The sequence below is a fragment of the Acinetobacter sp. P1332 genome, from assembly GCF_044057475.1.
Classification (GTDB): domain Bacteria; phylum Pseudomonadota; class Gammaproteobacteria; order Pseudomonadales; family Moraxellaceae; genus Acinetobacter; species Acinetobacter johnsonii.
In genome coordinates this window covers 2,284,995-2,305,751 of sequence record NZ_CP171157.1, presented here as the reverse complement: position 1 = coordinate 2,305,751, position 20,757 = coordinate 2,284,995, and the positions used below count along the sequence as shown (strand labels likewise).

At 40.9% G+C, this 20,757-nt stretch carries 23 protein-coding genes and 1 pseudogene; 11 read left to right on the top strand and 13 right to left on the bottom strand.

What is annotated here, in order from left to right; translation table 11 throughout:
• Positions 1-13: 13 nt before the first annotated feature.
• The 7 genes from ACFN7Z_RS11350 (at position 14) to ACFN7Z_RS11320 (ending at position 7,065) form a co-directional block, all read left to right on the top strand.
• Positions 14-646, top strand: coding sequence for a UPF0149 family protein (locus tag ACFN7Z_RS11350; RefSeq protein WP_010326328.1), 633 nt, complete (start codon positions 14-16; stop codon positions 644-646).
• An 80-nt stretch (positions 647-726) separates the two neighbouring features.
• Positions 727-2,049, top strand: a complete 1,323-nt coding sequence (pepP, locus tag ACFN7Z_RS11345) for a Xaa-Pro aminopeptidase (RefSeq protein ID WP_010326329.1) — start codon at positions 727-729, stop codon at positions 2,047-2,049.
• A 355-nt stretch (positions 2,050-2,404) separates the two neighbouring features.
• Entirely contained in the window at positions 2,405-3,331 is a 927-nt protein-coding gene (locus ACFN7Z_RS11340) for a phosphotransferase family protein (RefSeq protein ID WP_010326330.1), read from the top strand.
• A 92-nt stretch (positions 3,332-3,423) separates the two neighbouring features.
• The gene (locus tag ACFN7Z_RS11335; protein ID WP_010326331.1) at positions 3,424-3,813 is read left to right on the top strand and encodes a tautomerase family protein; all 390 of its coding nucleotides are present in this window, start codon (positions 3,424-3,426) and stop codon (positions 3,811-3,813) included.
• Between the two features lie 375 nt (positions 3,814-4,188).
• Entirely contained in the window at positions 4,189-5,397 is a 1,209-nt protein-coding gene (ubiH, locus tag ACFN7Z_RS11330; protein WP_010326332.1) for a 2-octaprenyl-6-methoxyphenyl hydroxylase, read from the top strand.
• The gene (locus ACFN7Z_RS11325; RefSeq protein ID WP_010326333.1) at positions 5,394-6,638 is read left to right on the top strand and encodes an FAD-dependent monooxygenase; all 1,245 of its coding nucleotides are present in this window, start codon (positions 5,394-5,396) and stop codon (positions 6,636-6,638) included. Before ubiH ends, ACFN7Z_RS11325 begins: the two co-directional genes overlap by 4 nt.
• Positions 6,639-6,813: 175 nt before the next feature.
• Complete coding sequence (locus tag ACFN7Z_RS11320; RefSeq protein WP_010326334.1) at positions 6,814-7,065, top strand: hypothetical protein; 252 nt, start codon at positions 6,814-6,816, stop codon at positions 7,063-7,065.
• 129 nt (positions 7,066-7,194) lie between these two features.
• Here ACFN7Z_RS11320 and ACFN7Z_RS11315 read toward each other — a convergent pair whose 3' ends face one another.
• The 5 genes from ACFN7Z_RS11315 to ACFN7Z_RS11295 form a co-directional block, all read right to left on the bottom strand.
• Positions 7,195-7,851 (bottom strand): DUF2238 domain-containing protein, encoded by a 657-nt coding sequence (locus tag ACFN7Z_RS11315; RefSeq protein ID WP_010326335.1) that lies wholly within the window; start codon positions 7,849-7,851, stop codon positions 7,195-7,197.
• A gap of 97 nt (positions 7,852-7,948) precedes the next feature.
• Positions 7,949-9,337 (bottom strand): adenylosuccinate lyase, encoded by a 1,389-nt coding sequence (purB, locus tag ACFN7Z_RS11310; RefSeq protein WP_010326336.1) that lies wholly within the window; start codon positions 9,335-9,337, stop codon positions 7,949-7,951.
• A gap of 57 nt (positions 9,338-9,394) precedes the next feature.
• The gene (hflD, locus tag ACFN7Z_RS11305) at positions 9,395-10,126 is read right to left on the bottom strand and encodes a high frequency lysogenization protein HflD (RefSeq protein WP_010326337.1); all 732 of its coding nucleotides are present in this window, start codon (positions 10,124-10,126) and stop codon (positions 9,395-9,397) included.
• 13 nt (positions 10,127-10,139) lie between these two features.
• A complete protein-coding gene (gene mnmA / locus ACFN7Z_RS11300) occupies positions 10,140-11,273 on the bottom strand; it encodes a tRNA 2-thiouridine(34) synthase MnmA (RefSeq protein ID WP_395441789.1) in 1,134 nt (377 codons plus the stop codon).
• Between the two features lie 4 nt (positions 11,274-11,277).
• Positions 11,278-11,763, bottom strand: a complete 486-nt coding sequence (locus ACFN7Z_RS11295) for an NUDIX hydrolase (protein ID WP_010326339.1) — start codon at positions 11,761-11,763, stop codon at positions 11,278-11,280.
• Between the two features lie 144 nt (positions 11,764-11,907).
• Between ACFN7Z_RS11295 and ACFN7Z_RS11290 the strand changes: the two are divergent.
• Positions 11,908-12,090: pseudogene (locus ACFN7Z_RS11290) on the top strand (LysR substrate-binding domain-containing protein); the annotation flags it as partial.
• Positions 12,091-12,168: 78 nt separating this feature from the next.
• On the opposite strand, the gene ACFN7Z_RS11285 reads toward ACFN7Z_RS11290, so the two are convergent.
• The 6 genes from ACFN7Z_RS11285 to ACFN7Z_RS11260 form a co-directional block, all read right to left on the bottom strand.
• Positions 12,169-12,705: a gamma carbonic anhydrase family protein gene (locus ACFN7Z_RS11285; protein ID WP_010326341.1), complete on the bottom strand. Its 537-nt coding sequence runs from the start codon at positions 12,703-12,705 to the stop codon at positions 12,169-12,171.
• Positions 12,706-12,800: 95 nt separating this feature from the next.
• A complete protein-coding gene (gene dacC / locus ACFN7Z_RS11280) occupies positions 12,801-13,949 on the bottom strand; it encodes a D-alanyl-D-alanine carboxypeptidase PBP5/6 (protein WP_010326342.1) in 1,149 nt (382 codons plus the stop codon).
• A gap of 117 nt (positions 13,950-14,066) precedes the next feature.
• Entirely contained in the window at positions 14,067-14,453 is a 387-nt protein-coding gene (locus tag ACFN7Z_RS11275; RefSeq protein WP_010326343.1) for an MCR_0457 family protein, read from the bottom strand.
• Positions 14,454-14,645: 192 nt separating this feature from the next.
• A complete protein-coding gene (locus tag ACFN7Z_RS11270) occupies positions 14,646-15,020 on the bottom strand; it encodes an MCR_0457 family protein (protein ID WP_010326344.1) in 375 nt (124 codons plus the stop codon).
• A 321-nt stretch (positions 15,021-15,341) separates the two neighbouring features.
• Entirely contained in the window at positions 15,342-15,617 is a 276-nt protein-coding gene (locus ACFN7Z_RS11265; protein WP_224466827.1) for a hypothetical protein, read from the bottom strand.
• A gap of 27 nt (positions 15,618-15,644) precedes the next feature.
• Complete coding sequence (locus ACFN7Z_RS11260) at positions 15,645-15,851, bottom strand: MerR family transcriptional regulator (protein ID WP_228127597.1); 207 nt, start codon at positions 15,849-15,851, stop codon at positions 15,645-15,647.
• A 358-nt stretch (positions 15,852-16,209) separates the two neighbouring features.
• On the opposite strand from ACFN7Z_RS11260, the gene ACFN7Z_RS11255 reads away from it, so the two are divergent.
• Positions 16,210-16,974 carry a membrane protein gene (locus tag ACFN7Z_RS11255; protein ID WP_010326345.1) on the top strand — a complete coding sequence of 255 codons (765 nt, stop codon included), beginning with the start codon at positions 16,210-16,212 and terminating at the stop codon, positions 16,972-16,974.
• Between the two features lie 184 nt (positions 16,975-17,158).
• Here ACFN7Z_RS11255 and ACFN7Z_RS11250 read toward each other — a convergent pair whose 3' ends face one another.
• Together ACFN7Z_RS11250 and ACFN7Z_RS11245 are read right to left on the bottom strand one after the other, a co-directional pair.
• Entirely contained in the window at positions 17,159-17,434 is a 276-nt protein-coding gene (locus ACFN7Z_RS11250) for a putative quinol monooxygenase (protein WP_010326346.1), read from the bottom strand.
• Positions 17,435-17,442: 8 nt separating this feature from the next.
• On the bottom strand, positions 17,443-18,597 hold the full coding sequence (locus ACFN7Z_RS11245; RefSeq protein ID WP_130235017.1) for a catalase family protein: 1,155 nt from the start codon (positions 18,595-18,597) through the stop codon (positions 17,443-17,445).
• Between the two features lie 246 nt (positions 18,598-18,843).
• On the opposite strand from ACFN7Z_RS11245, the gene ACFN7Z_RS11240 reads away from it, so the two are divergent.
• Both ACFN7Z_RS11240 and surE read left to right on the top strand, forming a co-directional pair.
• Positions 18,844-19,548, top strand: a complete 705-nt coding sequence (locus tag ACFN7Z_RS11240) for a DUF1003 domain-containing protein (RefSeq protein ID WP_395441784.1) — start codon at positions 18,844-18,846, stop codon at positions 19,546-19,548.
• 317 nt (positions 19,549-19,865) lie between these two features.
• Positions 19,866-20,636: a 5'/3'-nucleotidase SurE gene (gene surE / locus ACFN7Z_RS11235; protein WP_005399784.1), complete on the top strand. Its 771-nt coding sequence runs from the start codon at positions 19,866-19,868 to the stop codon at positions 20,634-20,636.
• Positions 20,637-20,757 lie beyond the last annotated feature (121 nt).

Genomic DNA, 20,757 nt, shown 5'->3' with positions numbered 1-20,757 from the left:
ATTGGATAAACGAATGCAAGACGATATTTCAGGTTGGTCAGAATGGCAGCCAAATTTTTCTAAAATTGAAGAGATTTCTAGCCCAAGTGAGTTACATGGTTTACTCACGGGTATCATTTGTGTAACTCAGGCACCGAGCCGTGAAGAGTGGCAACACATCCTCACGACTTTGGAAATTCCTGAGTTAAGCGAAGAAGCTTTGGCTTTGTTAGCCGATGAAGCAGAAGATGTCGCACATGCACTTTCTGACGATGAATTGGACTATTTACCGTTACTTCCCGATGACACTCATACGCTAGCAGATCGTGTACAAGCTTTGGCGGATTGGTGCGCAGGCGTAGTGCTGGGCTTTGGTTTGGCGTCGGGTCATATTCGCCCAGATGAAATGGAACTTATCGAACATTTACAAGATGTGGCGGCAGTTGAGTTTGAAGAAACTGATGATGATGAAGAGGGTGAAGAGAGCTATCAAGAGTTATACGAGTTTGTACGTTTAATTCCTGTGAGCTTATCTGTAGGCCGCAAAAAGATTGCAGTTGATGAAAGTTCGCTGCTTAAACACTTTCATAACAAGCAAAAAATTGATCGTTCTGTAACAGAAGCGAACAATGTTGTAGAAATGTTTACGCCGCATCGCCCAAGCTGATTGGCATAAGACTTGCTGCGCGTACATGATAGGGTGCGCGTGGCATTTTTATTCTTTGGTATAAAAAAGACAGATCAAACATGAAACTAACGCAAGTGGATTTTCAGGAACGCCGTGACCGTTTAGCTGCACAAATGGGTCCGAACAGTATTGCCATTATCGCAACCAGTCCAGTGGCGATGCGTAATCGTGATGCAGACTATAAATACCGTACCGATAGCAGCTTCTTTTATCTGACTGGTTTTGCTGAGCCCGAAGCCGTAGCGGTTATTGAAACCTTTGCCGAAGACGATGAAGACGGGTACAGCTACAGTTTGTTCTGCCGTGAACGTGACCGCGAGATGGAAATCTGGAATGGTTACCGCGCAGGTGTGGATGGTGCGGTAGACGACTATGAAGCTGACGAAGCGTATGCGATAGATTTGTTAGATGAAGAAATCATTGAAAAACTCTTAAGCAAAGAAAAATTATTTTATCGTATTGGGCAACAGCCCGAATTTGATGCGCGTGTAGCAAAATGGATCACGACGGCCAATGGTGAGTCACGTCGTGGGACTGCTGCACCTGCACAAGTGATACAGCTCGATCGTATTTTAGATGAAATGCGTTTGTTTAAGTCAGAACAAGAAATTGCATTGATGCAAACAGCTTCAGATATTTCCGCACAAGCGCATACTCGTGCCATGCAAACTGTTAAGCCAGGCATGATGGAATATGCTCTAGAAGCTGAGCTGAATTATGTATTTGGTCAAAATGGCTGTGTACCGTCGTATAACAGCATTGTCGGTGGTGGTGAAAACGCTTGCATTTTGCACTATGTAGAGAATAACAAAGAGCTAAAAGATGGCGATTTGGTGCTGATCGACGCAGCGTGTGAATATGAATATTATGCTTCAGACATCACCCGTACTTTCCCCGTCAATGGAAAGTTCAGCCCTGAGCAAAAAGCTCTTTATAATGTAATTCTCGATGCACAACTTGCTGCAATTGACGCAGTGCGTGTAGGCAACTCGTATAAAGAACCACATAATGTTGCTGTGCGCATTCTAGTCCAAGGCCTACTTGATCTGGGGATTATGCAAGGTGATATTGAAGAGATTATCCAAAAGGAAAGTTTCCGTCAGTTTTATATGCATGGTACAGGACATTGGCTCGGTATGGATGTGCATGATGTTGGTTCATATAAGCAAGAAGGTGTGTGGCGTACCTATGAAGAAGGCATGGTGGTGACGGTTGAACCAGGCTTGTATATTGCACCTGATGATGAAACGGTTGATGTGAAATGGCGTGGCATTGGTATTCGTATTGAAGATGACATCGTAGCAACCAAAAACGGTCCACTGAATTTGACTGCGAAAGTGGTGAAGTCGGTAGAAGAGATTGAAGCGTTAATGGCGCGATAAATATAATTTACTGTATAAAAGCCGATCATGAGATCGGCTTTTATTTTTTATAAGGTGTTTATGGAGTTGTTAAATAGACAAGTAGAATAGTGTTCTTGCATAAGTCGTTTTTTGAACTGTATTGAAATCACAATGAAAGTTCCCTTTCCTTTTCAAAGGAGAGGGCTAGGGAGAGGATTTATATGAAGAATCATCCCTCATCCTGACGTTCTCACCAAGAGAAAGTGACATTCAACACTCATTATATTGCCAATAAATGATCGTTTTTTTGACTTTTGCAATAGTTCTAATATTTATAAATAAAAAATTTTAGTTATTTCATCATCATTTTTATTAACAACAGAAATTAGACAGCATGAAAGATTTATCTGATTTAAAGCATAGAATTCAGGCAAAGACGTTAGATTTAGTTACACAGAGAAATGGGGTTTCAGTGTATCAAGGGCAATCCTTTCAAGGAGAAGTCTTTATCAAAATAGCAAATAATCAAACGGCTAATGATCGTTACTGTGAAATCTTAGAAGCTCTCAAAGAATTTCCACTAACGCCAAATGTATTAAATAAGTTTGAATGGGAAGGTTCTTCTATCCTTGTCATGAGTGCCATACAAGGTACTCAAGTCGATCAAGCATTAAAGAATTGTACGCGGGTACAGAAAATCTCTTTGCTTTGGAATGTAGGACGAGCTTTGGGCGAACTTCATCGTGCGCTTCCACAAACGCGCATATTGAATATGAGGTTCTGGCAAGATCGAGACGGCTTATCAACACATTGGGTATTGTGGAAGCAACAATTAGAATTGATGATCTCAAAATGGATGTCTCGTATAAATCCATTGTCATCTGATTATCATGAGTTTTGTGACCAATTGAATGAGTTACGAAAATACGCTAAAGCGATATGTGAGCCGACACAGCTTCATTTACTGCATTGTGACTATATTGGTCGAAATATCCTTGCAGACAGTGAAAATCGGATTTCGGGTATTATAGACTTTGACGCTGCTCGTATTGGAGATGCGGTTTATGATTTAGCCAAAATTATTTGGGTGGATATAGATTTCTCTGATTTAGAATTACGGAATGCTTTTTTAGAAGGTTGGGAGTGTACATATAAGCAGACAGTGCCTAAAATGAAATTTCTATTCTATGTGGGTATTCAATGTCTTGCCGCAATCGCTTGGACAGATAAAAATCCTTCCGCTGATGGGACAAATCCTCTTTTTCGTGCTTCCGCAATTCGGACGCTGAGAATTGCATTAAAGGAATTAGAGATACTTTGATTAGATTCTAAGACTCTTGTTTCGAATAAGCACTATTATGTTAAATAGGGGAGAAACTAAGCTAAAATTAGGATTTTAATTTAGAGAAAGTAATGTCTCAGATAAAAATTTATGCTTTAAATGAAACAATAGAATTACATCGTGATAATTTAAGTAAAGCTATCCATCAGGCTTTAGTTAAAGAATTAAAATACCCTGAAGAGAAAAGGTTTCAACGTTTTATCGCACTAGAATCCAAGAATTTTGTATATCCAGTAGATCGCAGTAAATCTTATATAATTATTGAAATTTCTATGTTCGATGGACGAACAAAAGAGACTAAAAAAGCATTTATTAGGTCTCTATTCGAAAATATAAACAATCTATGCGGTATTGATTCAAATGATGTTGAGATAACTATATTTGAAACTCCTAAAGAAAACTGGGGCATTAGAGGGAGAAATGCGGATGAACTACAGTTGAATTATAAGGTAAATGTTTAAATTTGCTAAAAATAACATAATACACCTTATTAGTAATCCTTTAAATTACATTTTAAATTCAATTGCTTATGTTTTATTGAAGAGCTCAATCTGAAGTGGTTGGGCTTTTTTATGTATTATTCATTTTTCATGATCATTATTTGTTTAAAGTTGCACATTTCTTATAAGTCTGTTTAAACAGTGTCCTGAAGAAGTTTTGAGGGAACTTTAAAAGACTGTCTTTTCAGAAATCATGACATGACACTTTACGGTGAAAGTACGTAAAAACATCCATTTCATTATAAAAAAGAAAATCTTTGATGTAATATAAATCCATTAAAACTTATAGGTATTTGAAGTTTTTGACTTTAGGTACGCCATAAAAAGGATAGAAGCATGCAACAAGAAGTCATCATAGTCGGTGGTGGTATGGTCGGACTCAGTCTGGCGTTGATGTTAGCCAAACAAAACATTGCGGTGAAGCTTTTAGAGGCGATCAAATACCCAAATTATGATGATGTAAACCTTGCACCATACCACTCTAGCTTTGATGCAAGAAACAGCGCCTTGTCACGTCGGACAGTTCAAATTTACCAAGAACTGGGTTTGTGGAGCGCTTTACAAGAACATGCAACACCTATTTTAGAAGTGAATATCACCGAACAAGGTAGCTTTGGGAAGGCGCGACTCAAAGCAGAACAAGAAAAAGTCGAAAGCTTCGGACAGGTCATAGAAAACGCATGGCTCGGTCGTGTACTACTGACGGAAGTTCAGAAGAAACCATTCATTGAACTGATTGATGGTGTACAAGTCACCCAACTGACCCAAGATGCTGATATGGCCTACATAGAAGCGAGTCGTGGAGAAGAACAACTGTCATTGCAAGCAAAACTTGTCATTGCCGCAGATGGACGTGATTCATTCTGCCGTAAAGCCTTAGGAATAGGTGCTTCGGAGCATGACTATGATCAAGTCGCTATTGTGACCACGGTACAAACTTCAAAACCGCATAACCATGTGGGTTTTGAGCGTTTTAGTAGCTTAGGGCCATTGGCACTGTTGCCGCTTCCAGGTGAATACCGTCGCTCCGTGGTTTGGCCTGTGAAAAAAGGTACTGAAGGTGAATGGTTGGGCGATGAAAATGACCAACATTTCTTAGATGCCTTACAAGACACTTATGGCGACCGTGCAGGAAAGTTTCAAAAAACAGGTAAGCGTTTTAGCTTTCCATTATCACAAGTACTAGCAGAAAAGCAGGCCGTAGGACGAGTGGTCTTAATGGGCAATGCTGCGCATACCATTCACCCCGTTGCGGGGCAAGGTTTTAACTTGTGTATGCGAGATGCGCACGTCTTAGTACGTTATTTAACGGAGCAAATTGCGCAAAATGCCGACTTGGGCGATGCCGTAATGCTGCAAGCCTATGAGGCTTCACGTTTGACCGATCAACAACGCGTAATTAAGTTCTGTGATTCGGTGGTACGAGGCTTTAGCAATAGCAATCCAATCTTAAAGTTTATTCGGAATACTGGTCTGGTCGCATTTGATACGATTCCAGGCATTAAACCACTCGTTGCCAACTATGCCATGGGGCTAAAAGCATGAGTCATGTTCAAACTGATGTTTTAGATGTGGTGATTATTGGCGGTGGTTTGGTTGGTGGACTGACCGCCTTGCTTTTGGCACAAGGCGGTGTGCAAGCTACCGTATTGGATGCTGCACCTATTTTAGATGAGCACAAGACCTTAAGTGTTGCAAACCCACGTGTCTTGGCACTCAGTCAAGCGACGATACACCTACTTAAAACCGTTGATGTTTGGGATAAAATTGCCCGCCAGATGCCGTATAGTGGCATGCAGGTGTGGAATAAAAATGGCTATGGTGAAATTAACTTTGGTCATGCGTCCAAGCAGGAACCACATGGCGAACAAGCCCTCGGTTCTATGGTTGAGCCAAGTTTGCTTAATTTAGCGATTCAACAGCAGATGCTTGCTGTACTCAACGATTACCGCACCCAAGTTAAAGTTACGCGTGTCGAAGAAGGTGTTGGGCTATGGTATATCCATTTGGCCGATGGTACGGTGTTGAAAACCAAACTGGTGATTGGTGCAGATGGTGCAAACTCTTTTGTACGGGAACAAGCGTTTATCGATATCGATGTGCTGGACTACAAACAGGCTGGTTTAAGCTGTGCCATTCGCACTGCACAGCCTCATCAACACGTTGCACGTCAGATTTTTTTAGAAACGGGGCCTTTGGCATTTTTACCAATGGCGAGTTTAAAACCAGAGCAAGCAGGGCATTGGCAGTCTATCGTATGGACGCTCCCCGATGATTATGCAGAAGAATATGCTGCACTTTCAGATGCTGAATTTACCCAGCTGTTAACGCGAGAAAGTCATCATATGTTAGGCGAAGTGTTGGAAGCAACACCGCGTGCCACTTTCCCACTCAAAGCACGTGCTGCACAGCAATATGTTAAAGCGGGCTTGGCTTTAATTGGTGATGCGGCTCATGTGATTCATCCCTTAGCAGGACAGGGGGTGAATATTGGTTGTCTTGATGCGGCTGTACTGTGTGATGTATTACTACATGATCTAGCACGTGGCGTGTGGGCACATGAGCAAACACTGAAGCGTTATGAACACCGCCGTAAAGGACAAAATGATGCCATGATGCATAGTATGTCTGCCATCGGTTGGATGGAAACCACACAACTCTTTCCTGTGGTATGGGCGCGAAACTTTGGTTTGAAACAGGTTGAAAAATTGCCTGTATTAAAAGATGCTTTTATGGCACAGGCCAATGGTTTAGGGTTGCTCAAAGAGACGCGTTATGCTGTGTAAGAAAGGAAGTGTTATTTTTTAGCCAGTCGTAAAATAAGATTACGATTTTGATTAAAAAAGATACGATTTTCCGTTGAATAAGACTATGCGAAAGGCTGAGAGCTTGTTAAATTTCAACATAATTGGAAACCAGTAATTCATGGGAACCTAAAATGTCATTTGTGGGGAGATTAAGATGACTGATTCAAATGATTATGATGATGTAGAAGACTCAACAGTCGACGAAGACGAAGCTCAAGCAGCGGAAAAAGGCGCATCAGATTCTTCTGATAATGCTGCAAGTGATGGTGATGTTGCCGAAGCTGAAACACTTACGGTGACTGCAAAATTAAAACAACGCCAAGCACTTGAAGACGAAGTTGCGGCATTCCTTGCTCGCGGTGGCCGAATTACTGAAGTGCCAACAGATGAGTCTGCGAAAGACTAAGAGAGTTAAAAACACCACGCCTGACGTGGTGTTTTTTTGTTTTTTAAAACTGATGTACAAATCACTTGCGCTTGAATGAGTCCTGTATCGTCGTTAATTGTTGTGCTAGACGAATCGTAGGCAAAATGATTACTTTTTCAATAGACAGGCTATGCCTGTGATGATTGCACCAACTGTGGCTAAAAGCATGTCTTGGTGTGCGTCCCAAATATCACCTTGTTGCCCATTGTAGTTTTCAGCATCTTCAGGCGATAAGCCCATCGCAATAAACCATTCAATCCATTCGTAAATGAGGCTACTTGCCATCACAAATTGAATGACCAGCAAGAATAGGGTGAGTTTAGAAAGTTGAGGCAGCCACACTTGAAACAGACGGTAGAAAAACGGGTAGAGCAGCAGACCATATGCTAAATGTACAAAGCGATCATACATATTCCGCGTCCAACCTAAACTTTGGTTGAGGTCGAGGTTTAAATATTGAATTGACCATTCATTATAGGGTACATAAGAATATAGATAATGCGCACCGAGTATATGAATCAGCAAAAATCCAATATAAAGCATAAAACTGATTAAGCTGAGCCCCATTTTATAAAGACAAATGATCAGCGTCACCAACATGAATACGGTTCCGACCTGATGCAAAATATAAGAGCTGAGTTCAAGGGGGTGGATCGATGCGAAAGCAATGGCGACAGCGAGTACAATGAGCGCAATCCAATGCGGCTTTTTCAGTTGATAGTCAATGTGAGCTTTCGTTGTTTTACTTTTCAGGATTGTCATCATTTTTATTGGTTTTTCAATTATGCGTATAGGAGATTCTTGTTTGAATTATAGATAAAAAAGCGAAGCCTAAGCTCCGCTTTTTTTCAATTTCTAAAAATTAGATTTTAGAAATTAAGTCAGCAACTTGTTTTGCTTGTTCAGCTGCGTTACCTGTATAGGTTGCAGGTGTCATTTCCGCTAAACGTGCGCGGTCAGCAGCAGGGACAGCTTCAAGTTCATTACCATTGACGAAGTCAACCATCATGTCACGTGTCATGGCTTGACCACGAGTTAATGCTTTTAGTTTTTCATATGGTTTTTCAACGTTGTAACGACGCATTACCGTTTGAATTGGTTCAGCTAGAACTTCTTGCGCATTGTTCAAGTCTTCATCAATACGTGCAGCATTCAGTTCAAGTTTACCAATACCTTTTAAACAGGCTTCAAAAGCGATCAAGCTTTGTGCAAAACCAACACCCATGTTACGTAGTACAGTTGAGTCCGTTAGGTCACGCTGCCAGCGAGAAATTGGAAGTTTTTCGCCAAGGTGCGCCAGTACAGCATTGGCTAAGCCTAAGTTGCCTTCTGAGTTTTCGAAGTCAATAGGGTTTACTTTGTGTGGCATCGTTGAAGAACCCACTTCACCATCTTTGAGTTTTTGCTTGAAGAAACCAAGCGAGATATAACCCCAAACGTCACGGTTAAAGTCGATCAAAATCGTATTGAAACGACGTAAAGCATCAAACAGTTCTGCCATATAGTCATGCGGCTCAATTTGAGTGGTGTATGGGTTAAAGCTTAGGCCTAAAGACTCAACGAATGCTTGTGAGTGTGCAGGCCAGTTGATGTCTGGGTAAGCAGAAAGGTGAGCATTATAGTTACCTACCGCACCGTTAATTTTGCCTAAAAGCTCAACTTGTTTGAACTGTTTAATTTGGCGCGCAAGACGATAAGCTACGTTTGCCATTTCTTTACCCAAAGTGGTTGGGCTTGCCGTCTGACCATGTGTACGAGATAACATAGGTTGGTCAGCATGCTTTTCAGACAATGCCACCATTGAGTCAATGATTTGCTGCATAGATGCAACCAATACATCACGACCACTTTTCAGCATTAATGCATGCGACAAGTTGTTGATGTCTTCAGACGTACATGCAAAGTGAATGAATTCACCCGCATTTTTAAGCTCTTCGATGCCTTCAATTTTTTCTTTCAGGAAGTACTCAACCGCTTTGACGTCATGGTTTGTAGTACGTTCGATGTCTTTAATACGGTTGGCGTCGTTTTCAGAAAAGTCAGCAACAATTGCATCAAGTGCAGCATTGGTCGCAGCACTGAAAGCAGGCACTTCAGTGATTTCTGGACGGTTTGCAAGCGCTTGTAACCAACGCACTTCAACAGTCACACGAGCATGGATTAAACCAAACTCAGAGAGGAAAGGACGAAGCGCATCACATTTGCTAGCGTAGCGTCCATCTAATGGAGAAAGTGCGGTTAAAGCGTTCATAGCGATTCCTTAAACTTTGGAATTAAACGTAAAACTAAAAAGCCCGTCGATCATGTGTTAAATCACCTGATACTGTAAACGAGCGAGATCTTGAATATCTTTAAGCAATTTGCGTTTGCTAAACACCATGCCCCATGAACTTCCACCGAGCTGACGCCATAAATGTGCCATTTGTAAGCCAGTGAAGAGGGAAGCTCGAATGCGGTTGGTATGCGATGAATCTTTAAATGCTTCTGCATTACCTCGCACCATAATGCGTGGGTTAATTTGTCCTGCGGTGTCGACGTAGGTTTGTGCGAGGTTGGCAATGATGCTTGGATGTAAATAGTTATTATCGAAAAAAGAAAGCTGTCTTAAGATTTTTTGTTGGGACTGTTCAATAATTTCAACGAATTTGGGGTTGCTATACACTTTCTTTTCGAGTTGTAAGAGCGCCATGGCATAAGTAATGGGAAGTTTAGCAGTGGATAATTTGGGAATTCGAGTTTTGGGTGAGGTATTAAAGGGTTGGGTAATGCTACTTTCTAAGGTTTTTAGTCCTAAGGAGATGTCCGCCAGCTGATGAAAGAAGTCTAAAGTTTGTCCGCTTTGGTTGCCCTTTGGTCGGATATTTAAACTGGCTTTAATCAACTGCTCTAAATAGAAGTTACCGCTTTCCCCAATACTTTGCTGACCGCTCAAGGCGGTCATATGCGTCAGTTGCGCGGACTGAAAAACAGCCGCCAACGCTAAAGCTCGGTTTTGGCGTTCGTTCAAAGTTTGAGGCTGTTGAAACGGTAACTCAGCCATGTCTTAAAATCCTTTAAATAAAATCAGGTTTAGGAGCATTGGTATGATGAATCACGCCACCGCCTAAACAAACTTCACCTGAGTAGAATACGACACTCTGACCCGGCGTCACGGCACGTTGGGGTTCATCGAACTCAACACGTACGCCACCTTGGGTAGTCGGATCATTAAAGATCACACAATCTTGGTCATCTTGGCGATAGCGCGTCCGTGAGGTACAACGGAAACCTGTTTCAGGAATCTGCATTTCACCTGCGACCCAGTCAATCGTTTCACTCCAAAGCGCAGTGCTTTGCATCAGTGGATGTTCATGACCTTGACCAATCACCAAACGGTTGTTTTCAATATCTTTATGTAGAACGAACCATGCGCCTTCAGCTACACCTTTCAAACCACCAATACCAATACCACCGCGTTGACCGAGCGTATAGTACATTAAGCCGTGATGTTCACCAACCTCTTTGCCATCATCTAAGACGATTTTTCCAGCTTGTGCAGGTAAGTATTGTTTTAAGAAGTCATTAAAACGACGTTCACCAATAAAACAGATGCCCGTTGAGTCTTTTTTCTTCGCTGTGACTAAGTCGTATTGTTCCGCAATTTTACGTACTTCAGGCTTTTCAATTTCCCCTACAGGGAACAACGTCTTATTAATTTCACGGCCATGCACAGCATGTAAGAAATAGGTCTGGTCTTTGTTTTTATCTAAACCACGCAGTAAAGGTGCGTATTCCTCACCTTTAGAGTTGGTCATAGTTTCGCCGCGACGTGCATAGTGACCAGTCGCAATAAAGTCTGCGCCCAGTTGCATAGCATGATCTAAGAACGCACGGAATTTGATTTCTTTATTACATAAAATATCTGGGTTTGGAGTACGGCCTGCAGCATATTCCGCTAAGAAATGCTCAAATACACGATCCCAATATTCCATAGCAAAGTTGGCGGTGTGTAGTTTAATCCCTAGTTTGTCACAGACGGCTTGAGCATCGGCTAAGTCTTCCATCGCCGTGCAGTATTCCGTGCCGTCGTCTTCTTCCCAGTTCTTCATGAAAAGACCTTCAACTTGATAATCTTGTTGAAGAAGAAGAGCAGCAGAAACAGATGAATCTACACCACCCGACATACCGACGATGACACGTTGTTGCATAGGACTAGGCATCCAAACTTGAAATAAGGGGAGAATTTTGGTGCTCATAAACGAGCGATAAAGGATATTTTTGCCCCGCGAGTGCGTCTTGAACCGCTTTAATCACCAATGGACTACGTGCACGAGCCGTTTCGAGCAGCTCATCTAAAGTCATCCATACTGCACCCACGATACCTGTATCGAGTTCGGCCGTTGGATTGTGATGAAGTGACTGCGCTAAAAAGCAGAAACGATAATACGTGCGATCTGGAAACATAGGTGGTGTATAGGTATAAATGCCCAATAACGCATCTATAGACACTTCATGTCCAGTTTCTTCCATAGTTTCACGAATGGCAGCTTCGATGAGTGTTTCACCTGATTCAACATGGCCTGCAGGTTGGTTAAATACAGTGTGTGTCACACCCGCAGTATGCTCTTCTACAAATAGAAATTTTCCGTCTTTTTCAACAACAGTTGCGACGGTGACGTGAGCTGTCCAAGCGGTCATGTAAAAGCACCATGGGGTAAAAGGAGTATTCTACAAAATTTAGGCGGTGGTGGCTATGTTATGGATATAAAATTAGTAGCTTAGTTCCACGCTTTTGGTATCTTCTTCATCCGCTAGGCTATACAGGTATTGTGGTAGGCGTGGATTGCCAAGTTACCAGAGCTGATTATTCATAATGATTTAAAAGAAGGCCGTTTGGTCAAAGTGATTCCAAACTGGGAGCCAAAACCCGAACTGATTCATCTGGCTTATACCTCTCGACGTGGTTTATTACCATCGGTAAAAGCACTAATTGATTTTTTAGTGACTGAGTTTGAGAAGTATTAATCCGCAGATTCAGCATTTTTGAAGGTGATGCTTGTTATTTGATCTGATATGAAAAGGGGAGCAAAATGCTCCCAATGATCATGGCTCTAAATAATGTCCCGATACTTTGACATAGTTTTGTGCTGAATATGGTAAGAATGCTAATTCTGTTTCTGTCAGAAGGCGAACTTTTTTGGCAGGACTACCGACATATAAATAGCCACTTTCAAGCACTTTACCTGGGGGAACCAGTGTTCCTGCACCAATCATAACATCGTCAGGAATGATGACATCGTCCAAAACAATGCTATTGATACCAATCAAAACACGGTTGCCGATGGTACAGCCATGTAAGGTGACATGGTGACCAATGGTGACATCTTCACCAATGATTAAAGGCGAGCCATTTGGTTTGTCCGCTTTTTTATGACTAACATGCAGCATTGCATGGTCTTGTACATTCGAGTTTTTACCAATCCGAATATGGTTTACATCACCCCGAATTACGGCAAAAGGCCATACAGAAACATTTTCAGCCAAGATGACATCACCAATCACTACCGACATTTCATCGATATAGCAGTTGTTGCCAAGCTGTGGCGTGCTGTTCAAATAAGGGCGAATATTTTTAGCCATGTTGGTGTTCTGCTTTTATGTAGGTGTCCATTATAAAATAAAAAAGCACCCAGACCGAGGTGTGGATGCTTTAACTTAAGTCTAAATGTTGCTGCTTAGAATAAGTTTGAGAAGAATTGTTTGATGTGGTCAAGCATACGTGCAAAGAAACCTGCTTCTTCAACATCTTTTAGCGCCACAAGTGGTTTTTCAGCAATCACTTTACCATCAAGGCTTGCTACATATTTACCAACCACTTGTCCTTTTTTCAACGGTGCAGTCAGTTTTGGTTGAACCACCAGTTGTGTTTTGATTGCGTTGGCCTGGCCTTTCGGCATCGTTACGTTGAAGGTTTCAGCTAAACCAATTTGTACGTCATTTTCTTTACCAAACCATACTTTTGATTTTGCTAAAACTTGGTTCGCAGCTTGAACATTTTTGGTTTCAAAGTTTGCATAACCCCACGCTAAAATTTCACGTGTTTGCGTTGCGCGTTCTTGAATGCTTGGCGCACCAAAAATCACAGAAATCAAACGCATTGGGCCACGTTTAGCCGAAGTTGTTAAGCAATAACCCGCTTCGTCAGTATGACCAGTTTTTAAACCATCGACACTTGGGTCAGTATAAAGCAGGGCATTACGGTTGCCTTGTTTGATACCGTTAAAGGTAAATTCTTTTTCAGAATAAATCGGATAATATTTTGAACTGTCGTGAATGATGTGCTGTGCAAGCGTTGCCATGTCTTTAGCGGTCGAGTAGTGACCTTCAGCAGGCATGCCTGTTGAGTTCATGAAGCTGGTATTGGTCATGCCGATACGTTTTGCTTCAGTGTTCATCATGTGAACGAAAGTGCCTTCGTTCCCAGCAATGTGCTCAGCCATAGCTTTAGATGCATCATTACCCGATTGAATGATAATGCCGCGTAACATCTCTAATGCAGTCGCAGTACCATTTAATGGCACATACATACATGATTCTGAACTACTACCACGACACCAAGCAGACTCGTTCATCCGAACTTTTTCATCTTCGGTTAGCTCACCCGCCAACAACTTTTGCTCAATAATGAAACTCGTCATCATTTTTGTCATTGATGCTGGTGCTAATTTTTCATTTTCATTTTTAGATGCGAGGATTTGCCCAGTCTCATAATCCATCAGCACATATGATTTATTATTTAGTTCTGGTGGTGAGGATAAGACAGTTGCTGCAAATGAAATGCTTGGTACGAGTAATGCCGCAGCAAGGGCGCTTTTTTGAATCATTCTAAGGGGTTCCGATTTCTTTAGTATAAGCACGAGAGCTTTGCATTTTAGGACAAAGTTCTGCCGACTTCTACGGTAGAAATCGGCTTATTTCAAAGATATTGTAACCAATTGGTATTATTTGCTGTAAGTGCTCAATTCTTTACAAATTTCTTGGTTTTTTGCTTTGCCTGCTTTTTTCGCATCGGATTGAGCTTCGGCTAAAATAGGCTTGAATTTTTTCTCTTTGCTAAGGCTTTTAAGGTATTCAGTCGGATTTTTCTGTTGCGGTAGATACTCTTTAGCCAAAGCGTTGTAGCCATTTTCAAACTGACTCTGGTCTGAAACGAGACTTGGACAAACTTCTGATAGGACATAAATTGCAGCCAACTCTTGCTGCGTCACTTGTTGCAGTGGAGTCACTTCAATATTTTCGTCTTTATTGGCCGCATGAGCCGAACCGATGGCAATCAAAGAAGAACCACAAACTGCCAAAATCACTTTTTTCATTACATTTAAATTCATTCTAAACCCTAAGTGCATACATGTTGTTGCCATAATAGGATGAGCTTAAACAAATTTTAAGTAAATGTAAGCGCAAAAATGTATAGAAGCTGTTGAAGTCGCTTCATTGTTTTTACATTTTTCCGTCCAATAAAAAAAGGATGAATAACCCCATTATTCATCCTTTTTTGCGATATAGATGTAGAACTTGAATTAACCTTCAAAGTTTACAACGTCATCACATACTGACTTTTGTTCTGCTTTGTCAGTACCCTTTGCATCTGTACGAGCTTCTTTCAGAATCGACTGGTATTCGCTGTCTGACTGTAATTTTGCATAGGTCATCGACTTATCTGAGTAGTCTTGTAAATAGGTTTGAATTAAAGTTTGAATGTTGCTTTCAATTTTAGGGCCTTGACCCACCAAAGCAGGGCAAAATTCGGTCATGACTTGCGCTGCTGCAATATCTTCTTTCACGATGGTGTTGGCTTCTTCTGTGCTTAATCCCTCTAGTGCAAAAGCAGATTGAGAAATCATGATAGCCATGCCTAATCCGAAGAAATTACGTAATGTTAAGCTTTTAATCATTTCTAAAATCACATATTTATGGTGGATGCGGAGACTCAATATATATATTTTCAGTTAGAATTCAATGAAAAGTTCTGACCAGTCATTTTTTAATAAAGTTTTTTGTTTTGGACCTTTTAATCGCCAATGATCATCCTAACGACTTCTAATCTTCTGTTTTGGCGGTCTTTAGGATGAGCTGCTTGTTGGTGCAGGAATCATATTTAGGGATAAAAAATACTGACGATAGGTAAGCAGTGAATCCACAATAGCCCTTAGATGAGAGCTACTGAGTCTTGAGTTTGATAGTCACCATGTTCAAGATTGGAGAGCTAAAAAGCACTATAAGCTTCGAATAGCTGTAATTTCATCTTGTGTCATGTCGAGTGACTCTAAGAATTTTTGATGCTCCTCAGGTTCCATCTCTTCAAATTTTTGATGCCACTTCATCATATCTTCTTTTGATAAACCTGCTGCGATCATAATCTCTACCCATTTAGCTTTATTCACGAACTTTTCCTTTAATAAAATGGACTTTTTCAATAACTCAATGATGGCTTTTTGATGAGCTCTTAAGTTATTGATCTCTTGTTCCAATGCCCGAAAATGATTTTCCAAGATCTGCCCTTGGGATATGCTAAGTGGTTATAAAAGAAAACGAATATCTGAAATGGATAGTCCGTAAGAACGGTAGGAGATGATGCTTTTAAGACGCTCAATTTCACTTTCACCGTACCACCGGTATCCATTTTCAGCGATTAAGCTTGGTTTTAATAAACCCTGTTGCTCATAATAGAGAATAGTCGTTCTGGATAAACCGAGTTTTTTCGCTAAGCGAGATACAGTAAGCATAGTTTCCATCATTCGTTCATTGTTCCATTAAGCTAAACCCTTTACTTATAGACGGGTCAATCAGGTAAATTCAAAAATATCGCAAATTAAATTGATGCGAACAGAACATTTGTCATGACTTATTTTACAGCTGTCTTTACGAGTAGCGAGCGACAACATGAGCTTAGCTGTTTAACGCAACTCAGCTTGGTTTCATGGTCAATATACGATTTATAAAGCGAATGAAAAGTCTATAGATGTTGTGGTGTTGAAAGCCATAAACAGCCTCTATGGGCGAGGTCTTTGAAATTTAAGATTGGTTTCAGTTGTGAGCACTATTATTCAGCATAGACAAAAGAATAAGGTTTGGGTACGTATCATGACTGAGGAAAAAACACTGCATGAGTTGTTGAGCAAGGTGCCTGAAGTCACTTTGTTGTTTTGGATCATTAAAATTGCGGCAACAACACTGGGTGAAACAGCGGGGGATGCCTTATCCATGTCGCTTAATCTGGGATATATCGTAAGTACGGGCATCTTCGCCATTATTTTTGCAATATTCGTTGCGGCACAGATTAAGGCCAAAAAATATAATGCATTTTTTTATTGGTCTACAATTATTGCAACAACAACTCTAGGGACAACTATAGCGGACTATGTTGATCGTACCTTAGGACTGGGCTATTTAGGTGGCAGCTTAATCTTATTCGGCTTACTTATTTTATCTTTATTGGCGTGGTACTACAGCAGCGGGTCAATTGCGGTACAAAGTATTCAATCTTCCAAAAGTGAAGCGTTTTATTGGCTGACCATCATGTTTTCCCAAACATTGGGCACAGCGCTAGGGGATTGGACAGCAGATACACAAGGGCTGGGCTATACCAGTGCAGCACTTATCTTTGGCGGTTTACTTTTATTGCTGACCATGCTTTATATGTGGACCAAAATCTCTAGAACTTTCTTATTTGGGGCTGCATTTGTACTCACGCGACCATTAGGTGCCGTACTGGGGGATTTCCTAGATAAGCCCATTAGTCACGGAGGGTTGGATCTGAGTCGATTTGGCGCATCCTTTGTTCTATGTGCTTTTATCGTCTTTTGTTTGGTGGCTTTTAAACCCAAAGCAGCAGCGATTGCTCACTAAAAAAGCTCTTAGCTTTAACACCTGATCAATGCATGATGATCCATACAAAAACCGCTATTCTTCATTGTGTTTTTTAGTGCAGAACATTTTTAAATTTTATGATCTGAATAGAGAGAGCTTTCATTTGAGGGCTATTTCAAGTTTTAGTCATAGACCTGTCATTTTATAGCTAGAAACTTAAACCTTATTCACCCTCAGATATTTTGTACTGCCGTTTAATATTTTGCGTTTTCACTCCCCAAATGGACGAGGCCGTTCTACTTTGGTGATGCTTAAAACTTTTCATGCTATCAAACACTTCCTGCACCTCCCAGATAAAAGGGTCGAGGCTTTGCTTGACCTCAAAAGAAATGCAGCCTTCTTCTTGATGAGTTAATTCAATATGCGCTGGAAGGAGTTCTATCACCATACAGACTTCTTCTTTAGACACACAGATTAACAGGCCATTGAGTTTAACCATAGGACTCCTTATTGATCTTCGACATTGTTAGCGTTTGTTTGTTTAGCCGAATTCATCTCATGTCTGACGCGACTAATCTGGTCATATATGACTTTGCGCATTCGGTTTATCGCACCCAGTGGTTTATGTTCAGCTAATGCATGCCATGGTGTAAAGGATAGATTTTCACAAAACTTATTTTGCTCAGGGGTATCAAAAACTTGCTGAGGAATACGAATAGTGGCCACCTTATAGAAAGGGGCTTGGTCTTCTTTCCATTCCGTCATCGAGTCTTCAACAGACATTGAGTTGGATGTTCGAGGTTGTACTAAAAACTCCATGCAGGCATCACGGTCTTGTAAGGTCGTTCGAAGTGCCTCTCTTAAAAAGTCCTTTTGAGGAGTAACTGGAATCGGGCTAACAACGCTTGAACATGCACGAGCAGAGTACTTTACTGCTTGACGATGATCGCCAACTCCTAACTGATAGGGCACCATAGACCAGTATCTGGTTTGCAGTGGATTTGAAATTTTATTTCTAGTGTTCAAGGCAATCCAAGTGCCTTTAGCTCCTAATGCAAAAGGGACATGCATTTTTTTTAGAAAACGATCGCTATTGATATCTTGCATAAATGATAGATAACGAGCAGGGTCATTGGCAAAGAATACAGGGTGATTGACCATGATAAAATCTTGCGTAGGCGCAGGTTCATCTAAAAGGTTTTTCTCTGGCACGGCTAAAAGTTTGATCGCCATGCCGCGTGCATCTTTTTTTATATCCGCCTGTTTTGCATTACTCGATCCATTCGAAAAACGAATCCATGCTTGATAAGTTTTCCCCGGAATAAAAACACCATAAGCCATGTTTGGAGGCAATGTCTCGTTTATCTTAAATTCTGCGCGTACGCAACCATGTGCTTTAGGGTGTGCATCACGTAGTGCGATATCTGTGGCATATTGTTTTCGGATCGTCATTTCAATGATATTCGCGATTTCTTTAGCAGTGGCGGCCTCATTCGGATAAAGACTTTCACTTAGACCATGATCTATATCTGGATACATAAAATTTTTGGAAGAACTCAACACTACAGAGGGTGTATTCGCATCTACATTAGCTGCGACACCTGTGAGTAATATGGCGTGAAAAAGTAGACCTAAACGCATAGGCCTTGCGGAGTTAGGCATTGATTGTCTCCTTGCTCTAAAGCTGGATTTTTTTAATTTTTAGCCTGATGATATGAACTTGTTTAGCCTTATTTAAGACACAGAATCATGATTATATCTGTGGCATTTTTTTATTCATGGCTACTGTCTAGAAAAATCTTAATGAGGAGCTACTCTGAGTGATGGTGAAAATTTGACATTGGTTTAAAATTTGTTCGATGATGTTTATCTCCCCAAAACCAATAATGATTATAAAAGAGAACGAGCATGAGCGAAAAAAATCAAAGTAATGAATGTTTAGTCTGTGGGCAGAAATTCCTCATTAAAAACCTCATTCCTATGGGGGCAATACGAAAATCTATTACCGAAGAAATTTCACATGATTTTCCAGAATGGTCGCCTCAAAGTTATATATGCCAAGCAGACTTAACCAAGTATCGAATTCAGTATGTTCATTCCCTGTTAAAGTCTGAAAAGGGGGAAGTGACTGATCTTGAATATGAGGTGATTAAAAGTTTGCAACAACATGAAGTGATCACCAAGAATGTTGAAAACCAGTTGGATCAAAATTGGACTTTAGGGGAAAGGCTGGCAGATAAAATTGCGACCTTTGGCGGTAGTTGGGCTTTTCTCATGTGCTTTGCGACTTTCCTAGCCATTTGGATTATTGTTAATACAGTGGTCATGGTTACGCATCCTGCCGATCCTTATCCCTTTATTTTATTAAATTTAATTTTATCCTGTATTGCTGCGGTTCAAGCTCCCGTGATTATGATGAGCCAAAATAGACAGGAAGCCAAAGACAGATTGCGTTCGCAAAACGATTATAAAATTAATTTAAAGGCAGAGTTAGAAATTCAACACTTAAATGAAAAACTAGATCATCTGTTGATGCATCAGTGGAATAGGTTAACCCAAATACAAGAAATACAACTGGATTTGTTATCCGAAATGAGTAAAAAACGCGAATAAATTGGCTTAATATCAAAACACTTAAAAGCATTTTCTGTAATAGAACGTATGCTGAGCTTCTTCTGTTTTTAGGCTCTCTCTTTTTTTGCACTCTGCTCATGCAAGATTAAAGTACTCACCCAGATCAATGATTTCATCTTTTCAGATTGCCTGATCTCAATGTATAGTCGTTCTGCATCGAGGACTCTATAGCTTTTCTTTTCGCTTTAAAGATTTAGTTTTTTCAAGCTACCCGTAAAGATTAAAAAGACGAAGACGAGTGCAAAATAGATGTATAAGGCTTTTACCGACTCATATAGATTTAAGAAGATCCATCAGTGAATATTTTAATAGCCAATGACGATGGTGTTTTTGCACCAGGTATTCAAGCGCTCGCACATGCTTTACGTCCATTAGGTCGCGTGGTGATTGTAGCACCTGAAAGTGAACGCAGTGGTTTTTCCAGTGCTTTGACTTTAGATCGCCCCTTACGCCCAATCGAAATTGCACCCGACATGTGGGCAGTCAATGGAACACCCGCCGACTGTGTCTATTTGTCCATGAATGGCTTATTTGACTTTGAGTTTGATCTGGTTGTTAGTGGTATCAATAGCGGGGCAAACTTGGGTGATGATGTACTCTACTCAGGTACAGTCGGAGCAGCCTTTGAAGGGCGACTGATGAAACAGCCAGCCATTGCGGTATCACTTGCGGGCCCTGAAGTGCGATCGTACAACAGCCCAGAAGATTATCATCATGCTGCACAGTGGGTGCATGACTTTGTGAAACAAGGTTTGCCAGCACTGCCACCACGCCATATTTTAAATATTAATATTCCAGATGTCGCTGAGTTACAGGGCGCTAAAATTACTTATCAAGGACGTCGTCGTCAGTCTAAGCCGATTACCAGTCATGTTGACCCACGTGGTCGTCAAGTGTACTGGATTGGGCTTGCGGGTGAAGCTGTGGCAGAACCGAAAAGAGGTTATGATGAGGTAGAGTCAGACTTTTTCGCTGTGGCGAATGGTTTTGTGAGTATTACGCCTATTCAGATGGATGCAACCAACTATGAAGTTTTGCATGCATTACAAGGGCAAATAAGTGCTTAAAAGGCGCTACAGCTGAGCAATACAAGGAATGTATTCAGCTGTTTGTTATAACTTTGTGAAAATACGCGCAGAGATACTATTTTCACATACTTTTTTGCTAATCTTAGCGCAAATTAAACTG

Bases quoted from the DNA above. Each gene is read 5' to 3' on its own strand.
- ACFN7Z_RS11245 (WP_130235017.1), bottom strand. From the start codon at position 18,597: ATGCCTAACTCCGCAAGGCCTATGCGTTTAGGTCTACTTTTTCACGCC.
- ACFN7Z_RS11270 (WP_010326344.1), bottom strand. From the start codon at position 15,020: ATGATTAAAAGCTTAACATTACGTAATTTCTTCGGATTAGGCATGGCT.
- ACFN7Z_RS11335 (WP_010326331.1), top strand. From the start codon at position 3,424: ATGTCTCAGATAAAAATTTATGCTTTAAATGAAACAATAGAATTACAT.
- ACFN7Z_RS11255 (WP_010326345.1), top strand. From the start codon at position 16,210: ATGACTGAGGAAAAAACACTGCATGAGTTGTTGAGCAAGGTGCCTGAA.
- ACFN7Z_RS11240 (WP_395441784.1), top strand. From the start codon at position 18,844: ATGAGCGAAAAAAATCAAAGTAATGAATGTTTAGTCTGTGGGCAGAAA.
- ACFN7Z_RS11340 (WP_010326330.1), top strand. From the start codon at position 2,405: ATGAAAGATTTATCTGATTTAAAGCATAGAATTCAGGCAAAGACGTTA.
- ACFN7Z_RS11260 (WP_228127597.1), bottom strand. From the start codon at position 15,851: ATGCTTACTGTATCTCGCTTAGCGAAAAAACTCGGTTTATCCAGAACG.
- pepP (WP_010326329.1), top strand. From the start codon at position 727: ATGAAACTAACGCAAGTGGATTTTCAGGAACGCCGTGACCGTTTAGCT.
- mnmA (WP_395441789.1), bottom strand. From the start codon at position 11,273: ATGCAACAACGTGTCATCGTCGGTATGTCGGGTGGTGTAGATTCATCT.
- ACFN7Z_RS11325 (WP_010326333.1), top strand. From the start codon at position 5,394: ATGAGTCATGTTCAAACTGATGTTTTAGATGTGGTGATTATTGGCGGT.
- ACFN7Z_RS11320 (WP_010326334.1), top strand. From the start codon at position 6,814: ATGACTGATTCAAATGATTATGATGATGTAGAAGACTCAACAGTCGAC.
- ubiH (WP_010326332.1), top strand. From the start codon at position 4,189: ATGCAACAAGAAGTCATCATAGTCGGTGGTGGTATGGTCGGACTCAGT.
- ACFN7Z_RS11275 (WP_010326343.1), bottom strand. From the start codon at position 14,453: ATGAATTTAAATGTAATGAAAAAAGTGATTTTGGCAGTTTGTGGTTCT.
- dacC (WP_010326342.1), bottom strand. From the start codon at position 13,949: ATGATTCAAAAAAGCGCCCTTGCTGCGGCATTACTCGTACCAAGCATT.
- ACFN7Z_RS11315 (WP_010326335.1), bottom strand. From the start codon at position 7,851: ATGATGACAATCCTGAAAAGTAAAACAACGAAAGCTCACATTGACTAT.
- ACFN7Z_RS11295 (WP_010326339.1), bottom strand. From the start codon at position 11,763: ATGACCGCTTGGACAGCTCACGTCACCGTCGCAACTGTTGTTGAAAAA.
- ACFN7Z_RS11285 (WP_010326341.1), bottom strand. From the start codon at position 12,705: ATGGCTAAAAATATTCGCCCTTATTTGAACAGCACGCCACAGCTTGGC.
- purB (WP_010326336.1), bottom strand. From the start codon at position 9,337: ATGAACGCTTTAACCGCACTTTCTCCATTAGATGGACGCTACGCTAGC.
- ACFN7Z_RS11350 (WP_010326328.1), top strand. From the start codon at position 14: ATGCAAGACGATATTTCAGGTTGGTCAGAATGGCAGCCAAATTTTTCT.
- ACFN7Z_RS11250 (WP_010326346.1), bottom strand. From the start codon at position 17,434: ATGGTTAAACTCAATGGCCTGTTAATCTGTGTGTCTAAAGAAGAAGTC.
- hflD (WP_010326337.1), bottom strand. From the start codon at position 10,126: ATGGCTGAGTTACCGTTTCAACAGCCTCAAACTTTGAACGAACGCCAA.